This window comes from Adhaeribacter rhizoryzae (assembly GCF_008629685.1).
GTDB lineage: Bacteria > Bacteroidota > Bacteroidia > Cytophagales > Hymenobacteraceae > Adhaeribacter > Adhaeribacter rhizoryzae.
Genome location: NZ_VWSF01000019.1, coordinates 107,330 through 124,327, shown reverse-complemented (window position 1 = coordinate 124,327; position 16,998 = coordinate 107,330). Strand labels below are relative to the sequence as shown.

Genomic DNA, 16,998 nt, shown 5'->3' with positions numbered 1-16,998 from the left:
TTCAGGAGTTTACCATTTGTCTTATAATTTTTGTTATGTTAAATAGATTTATAATTGGCTTTGCTGCTTTATTCTTCTGCCTGGCTTTCGAATAACTGTTGTAGTTTTCGTTGCAATAGTTTTTTGTCTGGTAACTGGGTGCGGTATTCAGTTACTAAAGCCGGGGAAAGGTTCCGGCTCAAGGCATACTCCACCACTCCGTTATCTTTATCCTTGCACAGCAGAATACCTATACTCGGATTCTCCTTTTCTTTCTTTACATCCCGGTCCAAGGCTTCGAGGTAAAAATTAAGCTGTCCTAAATGCTCTGGCTTAAATTTATCGGCTTTTAATTCAAAAGCAACCAAGCATTGTAAGCCCCGGTGGTAAAACAGCAAATCAATAAAGAAGTCGCTATTGCCTACCTGTAACCGGTATTCTTCGCCCACAAAAAGAAAATCCCGGCCTAATTCCAGAATAAAGCTTTTCATTTGTTTAATGAGTGCTTTCTGTAAATCGCTTTCACTGTGCGGTTCCGGAATATTCAGGAATTCAAAAACATAGCTGTCTTTAAAAATATTGCTGATATCCTGATTTAGGTCTTTGATGGCCGGCGCTGGATTGTAATTGCCCAGCATGGCCCGTTCAAATACCCCGCTGGATATTTGCCTTTCTAATTCCCGGACACTGTATTTTTCCTGTATGCTAAGCCGTAAATAATATTCCCGTTCTTCTTCTGTTTTGGTTCGGGCCAGTAATACCAGGTGATGGGTCCAGCTTACTTGCGTTAGTAGGGTTAGGTGAATGCTGCTATTTTCTAATTGTGTCATCATTGATGGCACAATTGCATTTTCCGCTTGCTTGGGCATATCTAATGATGTCATCACTGATGACATTAATTTGCTGGCCGCATAGGTTTCATAGAATTGTTTCATCCGGTATAAGCCCCGCCGGTTAAATCCTTTGAGTTCCGGATGATGCATTTTTATATGATGCGCCAATTCGTCGATAGTCTTCTCTCCCCAACTGGCATTGGCCAGGCGCAAGTTTATATATTTCCCTACTGCCCAATACAAATTAATTAATTCCGTATTGACCTTCTGAATAGCCTGGAGCCGGGCTGCTTTAATGAGGTTAATAATTTCAGAGAATTTTTCTGGCTGCATTATTTAGAATAAGCTAAGAAGATTTCCACAAAGATACCGATTAAGCATAATTGTCTAACTTGTTAAATCTCTTATTGACGAACTATCATTAGCCAAGGATTTTGTGTGCTAGGTAAATTAGATTTTTACAGAATTATTAACAAAAATATGTTTATAAGTATATGCTAATATGTTGATTAATAAGGAAATAATTTCGTATAATTGGATATAGCTATAAAGTTATAGCATTAGAGGAAATTATAAAATATAGCGTTTGTTTAATGGTTACTTTATCCAAATTAAGGCTTTATGATTGGTATGCTTTCCGGATGGAGATGAAGCAGTATACCCGCCTCGATTTATTAAGGAAAGCCCGTGAGTTATCGAATGATTGTTATTACGTCTACTTTATCTTTGAAGGAAAACCGGATAGCCCGGATTTTAAACCGGTCTATATCGGATGTACCCGTTCCGTTTACTGGCGAATGGTGAAGCACACCCACAAAATAAATCAGAAGACAAATATTTTCCTAAAGGCTTTCGATTCGAAAGAAGAAGCCTTGCAATATGAGAAAAGAAGTATTAAAGCCTGGCAGCCCCGCCTGAATGTGCAGTATAACAAATGGTGGCAGCTGGATTTAATCGGGTGAGTAGTTATGGGCGGGTTCTAAAGAACCAGGCTATCCGGTACAAGTCCTCGTAAGTGCTCCGGGCTTTTTCCTCCTATCCCTCCCGCAAAAGTAGTTAGGCCTTTACTCCACGTCAATCCGCTGCGCTCCTTAGCCTAAAGCAAAAGCTTAACTACCTAGCCATTCACCCAACCGGCAAACCGCCGGCGAAAATGCACCTGCCCTTTGCCGGTTTAGCCGCTACCGTATCCGAAGCTACCGCAAGCCCACCCCTTTGCTGCGGTGCCCCTTCGCAAACCGTGTCGGCAAGCTATGGCTTTCTACCCGCTTTTGGATCGGTCCTAAAAAGGACCAATCCAAAAGCTAATGGTTTAGGCGGCCAGGCAATACCTTTCATAAATACGCTGTACCTGCACGGCCTGAAAATTGCCCCCTTTACTGGCCCGGAAACCGGTTTGATTTAACTTATCGGCAATGGCCAGCCAGGGTAAACCTTGTTCCCGGTAAAGCCGGGTAAGTTCAGCAGCCCTTCGATTATTTTCATTTTTGGCCGCTTTACGCTTGATAGCTTCTACGCCTAATTCCCGGCCAACGCTGGTAAGATTATCTAAATTACCTAATTTAAAACCCTGGGCCTTTTTCGCTTGCAAGGCAGCTATTGTTCTCTTACTGTTTATTTCTCGCTCGTGCTGTGCCATGGTCCCCCATATACCAATGTTGAGGGTATTCATTTCCGGAATATCCAGGCACGTCCAGCTAACATTATTTTTCTCTACCCGCTTTTTTAGTTGAAAAAGGAAAGCTACTTCCCGGCTGAGCCGGTCGAGCTTGGCAATGATTAAGGTTGCATTATATTTTTTAGCCGCTAAAAAGGCTTGTTCCAAAAGCGGTCGGTCGTCGTCCTTGCCGGATTCCTGTTCCGTAAATTCTTTAATAATGGCATCAGGGTTTTTAATGTAGGCAAGCACCGCCGCCTTTTGTGCTTCGATACCCAGCCCGCTCCTGCCCTGCTTGGCAGTTGATACCCGGTAGTACGGAATATATTTAGAGTACTCCATATATATGTATAAGGGGCGGTAGCGGAAAAGGGTTTTGGTAAGTAATACTTTTTGCAATTGTAAAATCAGCTGACTTTTCTCCCCTGCGGCCCGATTTTTAAAATTTTACATAAATATAGGCACCATTTTACAAATCAGCAACGAGCGTTCCTGATTTGTAAAATTACCCACTTCTCTAAAAAAATAGCAAAAGTGGCGGGCGGACGAAAAGGCTGATGCTTTTTACAATTATGGAATGAACGTAGAGGTAATGTAAAGGGTGGAATTACTTAGAAAATTTAACAAAAGGCGAGCGGGTATAGGAATGGGCTGGCGCTCTTTACAATTTCCAATTCTGGGTTTAATGTTTGAGGGTGATAACTTGGCTTATTACTCTCAAACACCATTTACTGAATCGCTATGGATAAAACTAACGCCACTATGACAAAAGATAATGTCACCATATTTGGGAGTGCTAAGATTTTGGCACGCTTAGAAGAGCTGAAAATAGGGGAGTCGCTAGCCTATTACAAGGAGTTTTATTGTCAACTATCAAAAACACGTTGTCCGAATAGGTTAGATAAGAACGTGGCCGCAGCCTACCAGGTCGATGAGGTAGAGCCGGGCGTTAGAGGCAATGGCTTTGTACTGCAGACAGGTCCCCGCAAGGTAATTCGTAGAAATAATCCTGTAACGCAGCGGTTACGACAGAGGCAACCAGGTCGGCGCAGGCATCCAGTTGCCGGCAAATGCCACTACGGCATTCTGGGTAGCTTGTTTTACACTGGTTAAATATTGAATCACAAACCCTTTGATTCAGTTGACGATTCAAAGTTGAGGCGCTTATGTGCAGTCTTTTTGGGTGTATGGAAATTTTAAGCTTTTTCTTAATACAAATAATTATATCTTTTAATTGAAATATATATCCTTTTCTGTAAATTTCAGACGCTTCCCATTTAAGTTAATTTTCTGGTTGCTTCAATACCAAACTGATGAAAGCTTCAATAAAATTTTTACAAGCCTTCAATGGCGATTCTATTTTAGTAACATTCTCAAATAAAAAAGGTGAATTAAAAAATATACTTATAGATGGAGGAACTGGTCCAACTTATGTAGATAAAAGAAAGGCTGGAAGCCTTAAAAAGGAATTAGAAAGTATAAAGGAAGCAAAGCAAAATATAGACTTACTAATTATAACCCATATAGATGATGACCATATTGGTGGTATTTTAAAATTCTTTGAAGATACTAAGTTCGATAAGTCTTTTGTTAAAAAGGTTTGGTTTAATTCCGGCAGACTTATTTCTAAACATTTCAACACTCCTATTTTTGAGGAGCGGGATGAAAGTATACAAATTTTAAGAGGATTAGAAACCAGTGTTTTACAAGGTGAGAAACTTGAAGATATATTAAATGAGTTAAATATTTGGGATTTAAGACTGATTAAATCTGGATTTTCAGATAATGTAGATAATTGCAAAATACATGTACTCTCTCCTGATGAAGATGGATTAAGTAGATTAAACCAAAAGTGGGAAAGAGAGAAGCCTAGTTTAGAGACATCTGGGAAAGAAACAGACTATAATATTCCCATAAACGAATTATTGATAAAGGATTCATTTATCCAAGATACAGCCATTCCAAATGGAAGCTCAATTTCCCTCTTGTTAGAAATAGAAGAAATTAAATTACTTCTATTAGGTGATTCCTTTCCTGATGTTGTATCAAATGCTATAAAAGAAAATTTTAAAGTCACGGAAGAAAATAAGCTTAAGGTAGACCTTTTAAAAATATCACACCATGCAAGCAAAGGAAATACTAGCAATAATTTATTAAAATTAATCAGTTGTAAAAATTTTGTGGTTAGTACAAATAGCTTAAAGCATGGATTGCCAGATAAGGTCACTTTAGGAAGAATTATTAAAAATTCTACAAGTCCTAAAATATTTTTTAATTACGATATAGCTAAAAAGGTCTTTCCTTTAGAAGAAGATTTTAACACATTTAATTTCACAACAGAATATTTAAATAACAAAGGATTAGCCTTCTAAATATGGGTATAGATTTACAATATGAAAAATATACAGTAAAAGTAGATGCCGGAACTGGTTGTTTAATCCAGTCTAATTCAGATAAAGAGTCTTATATACTTACAGCGAAACATAATATAAAAGATACGCTAAATGGCTTAAGAGAAATAAATGTTATTAGAATTGGAAAGAAGGATAAGTTAAATGTAAGAGCAGTTTATAAAAGTGAAACAATTGACATAGCCATTTTAGTAGTAGATTATATTAAAGATTTAAATTTACTAGTTAAAGCAGAAATAGAAGATTATGCACCTGTTATAATGTACGGTTATCCTGACCTAAGGAAAGGAGAAGAAATCCAAGCTAAAAAGCTACCTTGTAAATGTATCCAATTTCATAAAGAAACATTTTTTAATGAATTTGAGCCTACCAAGGCTCAAACCCAGGCAGATATTGTAGGATTTTCTGGTTGTGGAGTATTTGAAGAGATAAATAATGAGTTATTTTTGGTTGGAATACAATTTAGGATGGCGGAAAGTAATGGACCTGAAGGCCGGATGTTCTTTTATCCAATAAATGAATTTCAGAAACTTGCCGATCTAAATAAATTAAAAGGTTTTTCTCCTTACTATTTAGGCGATTTTTCTAAGTTAGTAGATTGTACGTTTGAAGAACTTAAAAACGAAGTTGATAAAGTTACATCTAAAGTACTCAAAACATTTGCTTTAAAGGAAATTATTGCGCATGTTAATCCTAACATGATTATTAACAAGTTAGAGCATGATGTATTAACTAAAAAAGATAAATCGTTTATTCATCATTTTAATCTTTGGCTAGGATGGTTGGAGTTTTTGATTTTAAATGCCATAGGGAGGAGTATTAAATGTGATGATACTGATTGGTGGCTTAATTTAGTAAAAAATAAAAGATTTTTATTTAAGCATACTCAAGATTGGATTTCTGAGATTGAAGATATTCATAAAACTGCCAATCTTAAAGGGCTTGATAATAATGGAATTATTATAATAAACTCGTTTCCTGACAAAGCTTTAGGTAGAACAATTATTCCTTTAAAGAAAATTCCTAAAATTTCAGATGTGTTAGAATCGGAAATGGAAATAGATAAAAGCGAAGGTTTTGACCCCTACAATTTGAAAATAATTCATCATAGACACTTTATAAAGCAAATAATAGACGATGAGAATATTTGTCATTATACATCTGCTCAAGAAAAAGAGATCATCGAAAGTATAAGGGTAATAATTGATAAAGTTTATGGAAATTGAGGTATTGAACGGTACTCCAAAATTAAAGGAATTACAAAGGAAATTTTCTGCCTTCAAAATAAATTACTTTAGAATTTTAAAAGTAGGATATTATAATGTCTTCTGTATTTCGTCAGATAATAATAAATTTTTAGAGAGAAACTGGGTTGCATTAAAAAATTTAATTGCAGGTGATTTTCAAGTTGATTTTGACAATGATTTTGAAAAGTGGAACTTGTATCTAATTTTTTTCGTGAAAGGAAAGTGTGAAAAAGGCTTAAAATATAAAATAGAAAATGATAAATTTTCTAGCAGAAAAATAATTATTGATAATTATGAAGGAAGTGAGGAAGGTTATATAGATGTTGTTAATCAAAAACTTTTTTATAAAAGTGATTTCATTTCAATAAAAACAAAGAAGACATCAAACCCTAAAGAGATTGTGCTTAAAAAATTATCTGATAATATAAAAAAGATAGCTTTTGATGCAGGTTACCAACTAAAGCCTGGAAGCGGAGAAGCAAAAGAGTTAAGGAGAAAAGCCTATAAGGAATTATTGAATCTATATTCTTATGAAGTTTAGGAAAATTGAAATACAAGCTTTTAGAGCTTATAAAGATAAAGAACATAGCACATTCGATTTTAATTATTGCCAAAATAAAGTGGCAAACTTAGTATCTATTTATGCCCCAAATGGATTTGGCAAAACTTCTTTTTATGATGCAATCGAATGGTGCATCACAAACCGAATAAAAAGAATAGATGATGCGGATAATCTGCATCAACACATTAAAGTTGAAAGGACTAGGAATAAAAATACCTCACAAGAAAGCTATGCACAAGATGTAATTAGAAATAAATATGCACCTAATAGTTTAGAAGGTTTTGTTAAAGCCTATCCAGTACTGGATAATATACCAGAGTTTAGTAATAAAATAGGTAAAAAACGTTCTGGTTCTGCTGATTATCCAAAAGGAGAATTGATAAATAAAGAATATAGAGATGTACTTCTTTCCCAGGATGGTATAGACGCCTTCTTGAAGTCAGAAACAGCAGAGGAAAGATATGAAAAGTTTATAACACATTTTGATGATAATAAGCTTGATTCTATTTATAAGAATATTTCTGAGCTTTTAAAAGAAAATGATGTTGAAATAAACGAAATCAATGGTTCAATAGTCGAAACAGACCTAATTCTATCAAAAGAAGTTGATTTAGAAATTGTCAAAAAGTTTAATGATGTTATTAGTGAATTAAATGCAAAAGGTTTTAGTATTGCAATTCTTCCTAACCAAGTTAATGCTCAACAGTTATTATTAATCGGAAAAGAGGTAGAATCAATTAGGTTAAACTATTTAACTGGTGTATCAAATAAGCTAAAATCATCTGAAGATAAGAAAGATAAAATAAAAAGAATGATATTTGAGATTCCAGAATTCAATAAAAATAGTGATTATATTTTAATTTTGGAAAATGAGAAAAAAGAAAAGGAAGATATTGTAAGTAAGTTTTATGAATTAGACAAATTAGGGAATAAAGACAGGTTTGAAAAAGGAGCACATTCAAGTTTAGTTAATGAAATTGAAAAGCTTAATTTCTTAGTTGAAAATCTTGACTTTATCAACTTCAACAATACATCTATTAATTCAATAGATATTGAAAAACAAAGCTGTTTGAACCGCTTACAAAGATTGAATAATCTAAATTTAAATATTGAAAGCTCAATTAAAATATTTGGAAATAGGCTAAGCTCTAATCTCATAAAATCAAATGAGATTACATCTAAGAAAATAGAAATTGAAAATAATTATATCTCCTTTAAAAAATCTAAATCAGATAGTCGATCAGTTTTAACGGCACTTAAAGCACTTAATACAAATCAGGGAAAAATAAACAAGCTTATAGATTTATCTAAAAATAGAATCAAAGAGCTTGCTTCAAATATAAATAATATAAAAAATTTTTCAACTGATGTAAAAACAAATAATGAGAATTTAAATAAACTTATTAAGAATATCAGAGTCCTTAAAATTGATGTATTCAATTTAACTGATGAAAATAATAGCATAAAAAAGGAAGTTTCAAATTCCTCAACCTATTTGGAATCAGTCTCCAATCTTGTTGAAACTGGAAAAAAGTTAATAGAAGAGAATAAGCTGCAAAGTTGCCCTCTTTGTCAAAGCGATTTCAATACTTTTTCTGACCTTCTTGAAAGTATTAATAAAAATAGAGTCCTTGATGAAAATATTTTAGCCTTAAATAAGAAGTTGGCAGATAAGGAAGCTGAGCTAAAGAAAATACAAAGTAAACTAGAAAGTTGTCGTATAGAGGCACTAACCTTTCTTGAAAATTTAATTAATGAAGAGCAAATTGTTCTGGACAACCTCAATTTTGAATTATTAGAAATAAAAAATGACATTTTAAAAGCTGAAAAGGAAAGTATTACTTATGTCGGAGTTAGTCAAAAGTTTCAAAATGAGTTTGAGGGCAAGGAATTATCGGAAGTTGTTGATGAATATTTAATAAACTACAAAATATTAGAAAACCAAAGTATAATATTCCAACAAAATATAGATAAATATAAAAAACTTTTGTCAAGGACTTCAGAGCTCGAAACTGTTATTCATCTTGATATTGATTTGCTACAAAATAAAAAGGATAAATTATTAAATAATCCTATTTTAATTAAAATAAATAATATAATTAATGATTTGGGGATAAAAATTTTATCCAAATCTGAATTAGAAAGTATAATTAAAAACAAATATTTTGAAAGCAAATTATTAGCTTTGAATTTAAAGGAAAATAGAAAACAAATTGTAGAAGTTTCTGAGGTACTTAAAGAATTTAATCTAGCTAATTTAGAAGAAGATTTAATAAGATTATCAGAAGAAATTAAGATAAAAGTACATGAGGTCAATTTATTCCATTCTAGTTTAAAGGAAATTAATGAGACATTAAATCTTTCAAATATTGAATCTGAATTGAAGTCGGAGTTAAATAAAATTGAAAAGGAATTGGTTGTCTATAATGAAATTTTGGATTTGATTAGGCAAATCGATTTCTTTTCCAATTCTATAAAAGATTTCATATCATATTCAGAAAATGCTAATAAGAAGGAAATATTACAGCAAAAGTTATCTGAGAGGAAAAACTTAGAAAAAGAATTAATTAGTAACAGAAACATCATTTCTAACACAATAAAAGAAATGATAGCAAACTTTTTCTACGACAAGCTTATTAATGAACTCCTCAATCAAATAGACCCTCATCCAGATTATAAAAATGTAAAATTCGAAGTTGATTTTGAAAGTGGAAAGCCTTCCTTAAATGTCTTTGTTAGCAAAAATAATATTGAGTTAGAGGAAATATCTCCGAATTTATATTTTAGTACTGCACAATTAAATATTTTAAGCTTAAGTATATTTCTGGCCAAGGCATTGAATGCTAAAGATGCAAATGGTAAACCTATTGATTGTATTTTTATAGATGACCCTATTCAGTCTATGGATAGTATAAATATATTATCTATAATCGACCTTCTTCGAAGCTTAATAATAAATTATGACAAGCAAATAATTTTGTCAACGCATGATGAAAACTTTCATCGGCTTCTTCAAAAAAAATTACCAAGTGATATTTTTTGCTCTAAGTTTATAGAATTAGAAACCTATGGTAAAGTTAAGCAGCCTTAAGTAATCTTCAATTTATTTCATTATTTTAGTTATTGCCTTACTGAATAAAGTTTAATTTCTTATTAAGATATTGCAAAACATATTGTATCAATAGTGACGAAGGGAATTACATATAACTTTAAGTACAGGAATAGTAATTTTATTTTGAAAGCTTCAATCAGGAAGCGGTAAATGGGAGGTATGCGAGCAAACTTCTGAACGGGGAAAAATGCATTTTTGCTTCTTTACTTAATCATTTTTTAGATGCCGCAATGGCTGGTGAGCCAGAAGTTCATCTATAGAAAGAAAAAGAAGTTGGTTTAGCATATCCTAAGAATTGAAAGACCAGCAAAAAAGTCAAAAGTTTGTTCGGAGAGTTTGAGCTAAAGAACAGCCGCGGCCGCTTAGGCGGTTTTGAATCATTAGTCTTGCCCAATTGGCTTGTTATTTAAGGCTTAACAGAGATGTGAAGGTATATCCTCAATGACAGTGTCCACAGAAATGTGTAAATGAAGGTTCGGGCAGAAGTTCGGACCTTTTTCATTAACTTTTATACTATTTAAAAACACTGCCATGATCAGCCAAGAAGACTTTCTGAATGCCGAGTTTTTGAAGCAGTTCAAGAACTCGAAGGATTTCGCCTCCTTTATGGAGGAACTCTACGTACGGGGCACGGAAAAAATGCTGGAAGCCGAGCTGGACCAGCACCTGGGCTATGAAAAACATGCGCCGGAAGGCCGTAATACGGGTAATTCCCGCAATGGCAAGACCAGCAAGACGCTCAAAAGTAAATATGGGGCGGTAGGGATAAAAGTACCCCGAGACCGGGCCTCTACTTTTGAGCCGGTGGTAGTGCCGAAGCGCCGCAACCTGGCCGAGGGCATCGAAGAATTGGTGATTTCCTTGTATGCCAAGGGCATGAGCACCCGTGATATAGAAGAGCAGTTGCGGGAAATCTACCAGTTTAACCTCTCCGAATCAGCCATTTCCAACATAACCTCCAAGATTCAGGAAGACATTCTGGAGTGGCAGCAAAGGCCACTGGAGCAGGTCTATTGCATTGTTTGGCTCGATGGGATTGTCTTTAAAGTGCGTCATAACGGCAAGGTCATCAACAAGACCGTGTACCTGGCGGTAGGATTAACTACAAAAGGGAAAAAAGAGTTGCTGGGGCTGTGGCTGGCCGAAACGGAAAGCGCGGCTTTCTGGATGAGCGTACTCACCGATATAAAAGCCCGGGGCGTAGAGGATCTGCTCATCAGTTGCAGTGATAATCTCACCGGCTTTGCCCAGGCCATCCGCAGTGTTTTTCCCCAGGCGGCCACCCAGGTATGTGTCGTGCACCAGATAAGAAATTCCTGCCGCTATGTGGTGTGGAAAGATAAGAAAGCCTTTACGACTGATTTGAAGGCTATCTACCAGGCTCCTAACCGGGAGTTAGCTGCGGTGGCCCTGGAGCAGTTGGAGCAAAACTGGGGCAGTAAATATGCTTATGCCATCAAATCCTGGCGCACGAACTGGGAGGAGCTGACCGTCTTTTTTGACTTCCCGCTGGAAATCCGCAGGATCATTTACACCACCAATCTGATTGAAAATCTGAACGGAAAGATCCGTAAGTATACCAAAGGAAAAGGAGCTTTTCCGGACGATAACGCCGTAAAAAAGGCCGTGTTCCTGGCTCTGAGAGAAATAACAAAGAAGTGGACCCAGCCGATACAGAATTGGGGTATTATCCTCAATCAGTTTGTAACTTTATTCCCGGACCGATGTAAATTATAAGAATCAAGGCCGAACCCATTTACACACTTCCTTAGACACTACCTCCTCAATAGTTTTCTTATAAATCAATTTCATGATTTAGGAACTTCAATATTATTTCTTTTTGTGTATAAATTTTAGGATTTCTAATTGAGTTCACGGTAAATCCTTTTTGGCCTGGTTTTATGATTGTATACCCATCATTATTCAAAAAAGACCTATTTCCCTTTTTATATAATGTAGCGGTTCCTACACCAGTAAGTCTTAAATTCGAATTAACAGATTGGGAAGTGATTGCTACATTAAATCCATGCCCTTCACTTCTTACACTAGGGTAGAATACACCTGCATATCCAGCTTTAACAACATTTTCAGTAAATATTGCAGATAGCATATATTCATAATCATTTCTTATTTTAGACTTAGCAAATTCGTTTGCAAAGAACTCGGTAATTAATTTAGTATTTTCTTGTTGTTTCGGAGGCTCTTTTGAAAGTAATTTGTGAAATGATTCGTTTAACTTTTTCGTAAATAAATTTCTTTCTTTATAGTCATCATTATAGCATAATGCTATTAATGGAATCTCTCTCTTTACTTCCCATTTTCCATAAGTTATTTTCTCTTCTCCTTCAAGCACATCTTCTCTATATAACCGGCTCACCTCTAATGAGCTTACTATTTGTGAGTTTATTAGCTTTCCAGAGTCTGCTTTATCTGAAATCATCCCAGCATAAAACATAGTAGTATTTGGAGTACTTGCCCTTTGGAAAGTTTCATTATACTCTTGGGGTTTATAAGAAAGGTCACTTACTTTCCGGAAGACTTCACCTTTTTTATTTAGTCGAGCCCTAAGTAATATTTTCCCCTTATCCAAGGTGTAAGACATTACGTTAAATTGGAACAGTTCTTTTATTAGTTCATTAACTCTTTCGAAGGGATATGTGCGTAAATTAAGTTCTTTTAATTCTGATAAGATTTCCTTTGTTCTATACATTTAGCTCTTACATGGCGCTTTGGTTATTTTACCAATTGGTTCCTGGTTTAATTTTGATTTTAAATCATTAATACTTAATGGAGGCCCCTGTGAATGTATCATCGCATGGCAATTAGGACAAACTGGGATAAGGTCTTTGATAGGGTCAATTTGATAAGATTTACCAATGGTTGAAACGGGGGTTACATGATGTACGTGGATAAATCCCCTGCCTATTTCACCGTAAGTTTTTTCAAAGTCAAAAGAGCAGACGGCGCAAATTGCTTTCCAGTGTTTAACGCAAAGTTGTCTGGCCTTTGGGTTTCTTTCATAAGAATTTACGGTTATTGTTCGTTTTAATCCTTCAAATAGTTCTTCATGATTATTTAGGGAGAATTCATCTAGGAAATGTTCTTCGCCAGTTAAACCAGTTGCTTCTAAAGCTTCAACTATTTCTGGTCGTAGTTGCCAAACAAATTTTGTTCCTTCGTCCCAGCCATTAAAGAATAAATCCCAGAATTTAAACTCGCGGGCACTTCTGGCTGTAAAATCTATTTCATAAAATTCTGCAATGCGTTTTGCATATCTCCCGACTTCCAGGTTTAAGTGCTGATGGTTAGTTCCTAAAATTATAGCTATTTGGCTGGCATAAGTTTTATGGTCTTCAAATGAATAAAGCGTTTGGAAAATAGACAAATTAAATTCAGTCGTTATTTTATCTTTCTGCAATATTTCCGTCCATTCCAAACTGGTTAATTCCGAAACAGTTTTCCGAACTGGCTCTATTGGTTGTATTACTGCTGATTCTGTATTCCGCTTAGTTAATTCTAAAGAACTAGGAACCCTAGCTTTTGCTTCTTCCATTTGGCTGCCCAAAATCCAAAGGAAAGAATGGGCATCTAAGAGTGTAGCATTTTTGTCTTTTAATATTAAAAAATTCTGAACTTGTTTTATAATACCACAAAATTGCTGGTAATTTTCCCAAGAGGCATTATTCTTGGTCTTAAAGTCAGGAAGGCCAATTTTCTCAAATATTCTATCGAAGCGTTCTTGGGATATGGGTAAATATTTATCGCTGTTCTTAATAAAAAACAGGTAGGCTATAAATTGATAGCTTAATCCTTCGTTAATAAATTGGGCAAAGGCATCAGCGTCTTTTATTTTACTTTTGTAGAAATTAAAGAGAGTTGATTCTAAAGATTTGCTTTTAGTGCGTTTTGAAAATTCATCTTTCTTTCGCCAATCAACCAGGTTATTGTTAACTATTTGGCCGTTATAATTTACCTTGGTTTTAATAGCACCGCTTACAAACTGCTGAATTCTCCCGGTGCCAATGTCTTCAGGCTTCCAATGTTGATTGCCTAAATTACCTCTTGCTTCTTTAGAAACTTCTTTTTTGTAGTTTTCCTGATTTTCCAGGTAAGTTGAGGTAGAGAAAGCCTGAAATTTTTCTCTGGAAGCAGCCTTTATAAACAGAATAAATTCCGTAAAAAGTAATTCTAAAATTTCTGTAGCTACATTCATGTGGAAATGAAATGGCTTGTGCTCAATTATATATAGAATAAGTTTTCTTTTCTTTAGATATTAACTATACTACTTCCAAATCTTCCACCAATACTTCTTCCACTGCAAAAGCCTGATGCAACAAGGCTTTAAGCAATTGTTCCGTAGCTTGTTGGTTTGCGAGGATGTGATTTTTTAGTTGTTGTGTTTTAGCTAATTGCTTTTCAATTTCGGCTACAATGCGTTTTTGTTCGGAAATTGGAGGAAGAGGAATTAACATGTCTCTTGCTTTTCCCATACCAAAAACAGGGTAAGAAGTGGTGCTTTTTTTGTCTCGTAGATTCTTTTCAGCTATTGGGCTGCATAAAAAATAGAATAGGTAATTATCATCAATTATATTTCTATCTGGCTGAATCAAAATTACGTTAGCTGATAAAGTATAATTATATGGCTCTGGTAATTTTACTGGTTTACCAATCGTTCCTATTTTTCCGAAAATAAAATCACCCTTCTGTAACTGATATCTATTTCTATGCTCTTCTAAAACTGCATAGGATACTTTTCTGGCTGATACGAAATTAATAACACCATTTTTATTAATATCGCTCATAGCAATATATGGTACTCCATCTAATGAAACAGGAGGTGTTCTATGGCTTGGTTGTGGGTCAATGTAGTTGGCAATTGCTTCTCCTTTACACCATAACCAGTTTTTAGGAATTTTAAAAGGAATTTCTTCGGGTTTAATTAGTGGTAATTTTTTTTCTTTTTTGCCTGATTTAGCTTTCTCGGCTTTTATGCGCTTTAGTAATTCGCTGGCAGGTTCGTCTTTAGTGTTTTGCTCTACTAAGTTGCCTTGTACCGCTTCTTGTAAAATGGCTTGGTTCAAGTTTTTTATTTGGGCAAGTTGGTTTCTAAAACTATCTACCAAGTCAACATAGTTATTTTTATACTTGTAAATTCGCTCAACATCATTTAAAACCTCATGTAAAAAGAACTTTTCGTCAATTCCATTTCCCTTCTCAATATTGTCTAAAAAATTCACAATTGCCTGTTGGCTTTTTTTATCAGGAACAACAATGGAAGCATTATTTATTACTGTTTGGCTAATATTCGGCTGGGCACCTCCTTTTCCTATTGCAATAAAGTCAATGCGTTGTTGCTTGAAATACCAAAACAAAAATTCTTTTGAAATTTCAACTTTAGGAAATATTGCACATACTGCTTGATTAGTAGTTGCATCAAAATTTAAAACTCCCGTTTTGCCAATATTAGCTCCATACATTGCTACCAATAAAGTGCCTTTTGGAAATAATTTAGCTGATGAGTTTTTTAATCCAGACTCTGTTATATATTCACCACAGCTTGTAATTAAGGCATCTTTTAATTCCCCAGATTTTACCCAAGGAATTTCTCCATTATAATATTCAATCATACCTCGATTTGGAGTTCCCCCACTTGAGGTATCTGCTATATCTGAAATTTTATAAACAGGATAATGTTCCTGCAAATACTTAAAAATCATTTTGGCCGCCAATACAGAAGGATGAGCAGTTTTAAAGAAATCTAATATTGTCATTATACCAAATCGTTTTCAAGTTCCTGAATGATGGAACTTACTTTATTATTTTCAGATTTTAATATTCTAAGAATTTCCCCAATATTTAGCTCTACCCTTTCTTCAACTTTATTCGGATTCTTAATATCCAAATCATAATTGCGTTCAATAACTGCATCTATTGAAACTTTCCAGCTTATTTCACTCTCCTTTCGATTAACCCACCATTTTTTAAGTGGTTCAAATTCTTCAATCCGGATAGGTTTAGTTTTATTGTAAGCTTTTGCTCCTTCAGGCAAAGTGTGCTCATAATACCAGATTTCTTTTGTTTGTTTTCCTTTTTCAAAAAACAACAAGTTAGTATTTACCGTGGCGTAAGGGGCAAAAACCGATTGTGGTAAGCGCACAATAGTATGTAGATTACAATCGTCTAGTAATTTCTTTCTGACCCGGGCTTTTACGCCTTCCCCAGTTAAGCTGCCGTCCGGCAAAACAATGCCTCCTCGGCCGCCGTCTTTCAGCATCTGTATAAATAAAATTAGGAATAGGTCGGCGCTTTCTTTGGTGCGGTAGTTTAGCGGAAAATTAGTTTCCATACCATCACCCACCACGCCACCAAAAGGCGGGTTTGCCACAATAATATCTACTTTATCCCCCTGCCGGATAGAAGTTAATTCGCGGCTTAGGGCGTCATCGTTTTCTATCTGTGGTACTTCTATGTCGTGCGTAATTAAGTTAACTACGCTTAGCATAAAAGGCAAAGGCTTCAACTCGGTACCAGTAATGGTTTCCTGTAAAGTTTTACGGTCGTTTACATTTTTTACTTGCTGACGCAAATGTTCTATGGCACAAACCAAAAAGCCAGCTGTACCACAAGCGGGATCCGCAATTTTTTCCCCGAGCTGGGGGTTTACCATATCAATTATAAACTGTGTTACAGCCCGGGGCGTATAAAATTCACCGGTATCTTTTTTTGTAGCCAGTCCTTGTAATATATCTTCGTAAATGGCATTGAAAATATGATGCTCTTTGCTACTATTAAAATCTATCTCGTTTAGTTTATTAATGGCCTGCCGGAACGTGGTTCCGCTTTTCATGTAATTATTTGTTCCATCAAATATTTTACGGATGATTATTCCTAATTTATTATCACCAGCTACTTTCAGGTTTTTAAGTTCCGGAAATAATTGGTTGTTAATAAAATTAATCAACTCTTCCCCGGTCATACCTTCATCATCAGCGGCCCAGTTTCGCCATTGAAAAGTAGAGGGAATTGGAGATTTATATTTGGGGTCAACTAATTCTCTTTCCTGGTCTTTGTCGTCGAACAGCTTAAGAAATATCATCCAGCCTAATTGCTCAATGCGCTGGGCATCACCACTCAGGCCCGGGTCTTTCCGGAATATATCTCTAATAGATTTTATTACGCCGCTTATGTTACTCATTT

12 protein-coding genes are annotated in these 16,998 nt (G+C 35.0%); 6 read left to right on the top strand and 6 right to left on the bottom strand.

The genetic code is table 11. The features are described from left to right. Positions 1-68 precede the first annotated feature (68 nt). On the bottom strand, positions 69-1,145 hold the full coding sequence (locus F0145_RS20005) for a PDDEXK nuclease domain-containing protein (RefSeq protein ID WP_150091254.1): 1,077 nt from the start codon (positions 1,143-1,145) through the stop codon (positions 69-71). 260 nt (positions 1,146-1,405) lie between these two features. On the opposite strand from F0145_RS20005, the gene F0145_RS20000 reads away from it, so the two are divergent. After that, positions 1,406-1,774, top strand: coding sequence for a GIY-YIG nuclease family protein (locus F0145_RS20000; protein ID WP_150091253.1), 369 nt, complete (start codon positions 1,406-1,408; stop codon positions 1,772-1,774). 350 nt (positions 1,775-2,124) lie between these two features. Here the strand turns inward: F0145_RS20000 and F0145_RS19995 are convergent, their stop codons facing one another. Further along, entirely contained in the window at positions 2,125-2,811 is a 687-nt protein-coding gene (locus F0145_RS19995) for a recombinase family protein (protein WP_150091251.1), read from the bottom strand. A gap of 971 nt (positions 2,812-3,782) precedes the next feature. Between F0145_RS19995 and F0145_RS19990 the strand changes: the two genes are divergently transcribed. The 5 genes from F0145_RS19990 to F0145_RS19970 all read left to right on the top strand — a co-directional run bounded on the left by F0145_RS19990 (position 3,783) and on the right by F0145_RS19970 (position 11,538). Beyond that, complete coding sequence (locus F0145_RS19990) at positions 3,783-4,841, top strand: ComEC/Rec2 family competence protein (RefSeq protein WP_150091249.1); 1,059 nt, start codon at positions 3,783-3,785, stop codon at positions 4,839-4,841. Between the two features lie 2 nt (positions 4,842-4,843). Then, positions 4,844-6,106: an ABC-three component system protein gene (locus F0145_RS19985; RefSeq protein ID WP_150091247.1), complete on the top strand. Its 1,263-nt coding sequence runs from the start codon at positions 4,844-4,846 to the stop codon at positions 6,104-6,106. Further along, positions 6,096-6,668 (top strand): ABC-three component system middle component 1, encoded by a 573-nt coding sequence (locus tag F0145_RS19980; RefSeq protein WP_150091245.1) that lies wholly within the window; start codon positions 6,096-6,098, stop codon positions 6,666-6,668. The genes F0145_RS19985 and F0145_RS19980 overlap by 11 nt, the downstream gene beginning before the upstream one ends. Beyond that, positions 6,658-9,780, top strand: a complete 3,123-nt coding sequence (locus F0145_RS19975) for an AAA family ATPase (protein ID WP_150091244.1) — start codon at positions 6,658-6,660, stop codon at positions 9,778-9,780. The genes F0145_RS19980 and F0145_RS19975 overlap by 11 nt, the downstream gene beginning before the upstream one ends. 552 nt (positions 9,781-10,332) lie before the next feature. Then, positions 10,333-11,538: an IS256 family transposase gene (locus F0145_RS19970; RefSeq protein WP_150091242.1), complete on the top strand. Its 1,206-nt coding sequence runs from the start codon at positions 10,333-10,335 to the stop codon at positions 11,536-11,538. Between the two features lie 58 nt (positions 11,539-11,596). On the opposite strand, the gene F0145_RS19965 is transcribed toward F0145_RS19970, so the two are convergent. The 4 genes from F0145_RS19965 to F0145_RS19950 all read right to left on the bottom strand — a co-directional run bounded on the left by F0145_RS19965 (position 11,597) and on the right by F0145_RS19950 (position 16,996). Continuing rightward, the gene (locus F0145_RS19965) at positions 11,597-12,511 is read right to left on the bottom strand and encodes a hypothetical protein (protein ID WP_150091240.1); all 915 of its coding nucleotides are present in this window, start codon (positions 12,509-12,511) and stop codon (positions 11,597-11,599) included. Then, positions 12,512-14,014 (bottom strand): HNH endonuclease, encoded by a 1,503-nt coding sequence (locus F0145_RS26700; RefSeq protein WP_223816165.1) that lies wholly within the window; start codon positions 14,012-14,014, stop codon positions 12,512-12,514. 64 nt (positions 14,015-14,078) lie between these two features. After that, positions 14,079-15,572: a restriction endonuclease subunit S gene (locus F0145_RS19955; RefSeq protein ID WP_150091238.1), complete on the bottom strand. Its 1,494-nt coding sequence runs from the start codon at positions 15,570-15,572 to the stop codon at positions 14,079-14,081. Next, complete coding sequence (locus F0145_RS19950) at positions 15,572-16,996, bottom strand: class I SAM-dependent DNA methyltransferase (protein ID WP_150091236.1); 1,425 nt, start codon at positions 16,994-16,996, stop codon at positions 15,572-15,574. The genes F0145_RS19955 and F0145_RS19950 overlap by 1 nt, the downstream gene beginning before the upstream one ends. Positions 16,997-16,998 lie beyond the last annotated feature (2 nt).